Genomic DNA, 1,440 nt, shown 5'->3' with positions numbered 1-1,440 from the left:
TCTGCTCGCCCTGCCGGTAGGCGGTGCCGACGGGCGGGCTGGCCGCGTGGACGGCCAGCAGTGCGACCAGGTAGGGAAGGTCGGCGTCCTTGCGGCGGGCCTCGGCGAGGAGCCCGGACAGCCGCCGCGGCGCGTCGGACGGCAGGTCCAGCAGCTCGGTCGCGGCGGCCAGTTGCTCCTCGCTGAACCGGCTGTCGTCGGGCGTGGCGATCAGGTCGGGCTCGGGCATCTCAGCGCCGAGGTGCTCCCGCTCCACGGGCGGCGTCAGCAGTATGTCGACGAGGTCGCCGACCCGGACGGAGACCGGGGTGCGCAGGCCCGTGCCCCGTGCGAAGAACGCGTCGGTGACCTTGAGGGCCTGCTGCAGCGGCAGCGGGAGCGACGGCGCGAGCAGGTGGCCGTACAGGTCGGTGCCCGAGGTGGTCCGGGGCGTGGCGAAGGCCTGGCGGTCCTGCTCGGCGCGGAAGAGCGGGCCGGCCTCCAGCAGCCGGGACTGGAGCTGGGTGTGCCGGCGGATGCAGTCCTTGACGATGTCGACGAGCTCGGCGGCGCGCCGCTTGTGTTCGGGCTCCTCGGTCTCGTCGCGGGCCTTGCGGATGTTGGTCAGGATCGCGTTCTCGTGCCGGTAGCGGTCGGCGACGTGGTCCAGGGCCTCGGCGATCATGTCCGGTACGGCGTTGAGCCAGTCGACCGCGCGGACGTTGCGCCGGGTCGCGTCCAGGGCCCTGCGCAGGGTCTCGGAGTACTGCACGGTGCGGTAGCGGGCCTGCTCGGCGGCGAGCTGCGCGTCGGCGAGGCGGCCGCGGCTGATGAGGACCTCGAGCTTGACCTCGGCGGCGATCTGCGCACTGGTGACGTCGGTGTCGAGGGCGCCCACCAGGACGTTGACGGCCTCGTCGGTCGTCCTGAGATAGACGCTGCCGCCGGGGCCGGGGACCTCCTCGATCAGCTTGAAGTCGTAGTCCCGGCGGACGTAGGTGCCGTCCGGCGCGAACGTGCCGTACACCGCGCGGAAGCCGCGGTCGACACTGCCCACGTTGATCAGGTTCTCCAGGACCCAGCGGGCCACCCGCTCGTGCTCGGCGACCGGCCGCCGGGGGGCCTGCGCGGCCACGCGCGGGATGAGCCGGGCGACGATCTGGTCGTGGTCGGCGCCGGTGTCGAAGTCCATGTTGAGGGTGACGAGGTCGATGGCGGCCAGGGCGACCTCCGCCATGCCGTACACCGAGTACTCGCCCGCCAGGTTCGCCTTGCGCGTGTCCAGGTCGTGCAGCGGTGCGGTGCAGGCGAGCGCGCGCAGCCGGCGCGCCAGCCCCTCGTCGGCGGCCGGGCCCGGCGCCGGGCGCGGCCCCGCGCTGAGCTGGGCCGGAACGCTGTCCGTCGATGCAGGCGAAGTCACGGTGCACAGACTAGGTCCTCGGTCTGACAACGGCCCAAACG

Annotated in this window: 1 protein-coding gene; it reads right to left on the bottom strand. The window is 73.2% G+C overall.

What is annotated here, in order from left to right; all coding sequences use genetic code 11:
• A partial coding sequence (locus tag IE249_RS31015; RefSeq protein WP_229859629.1) for a hypothetical protein occupies positions 1-1,399 on the bottom strand: 1,399 nt, incomplete at its 3' end.
• Positions 1,400-1,440: the final 41 nt, after the last annotated feature.

This window comes from Streptomyces anandii JCM 4720, from assembly GCF_014650655.1.
GTDB classification, from domain to species: Bacteria; Actinomycetota; Actinomycetes; order Streptomycetales; family Streptomycetaceae; genus Streptomyces; species Streptomyces anandii.
The sequence above is the reverse complement of the archived record's forward strand: the minus strand, read 5'-3'. Positions and strand labels throughout refer to the sequence as shown.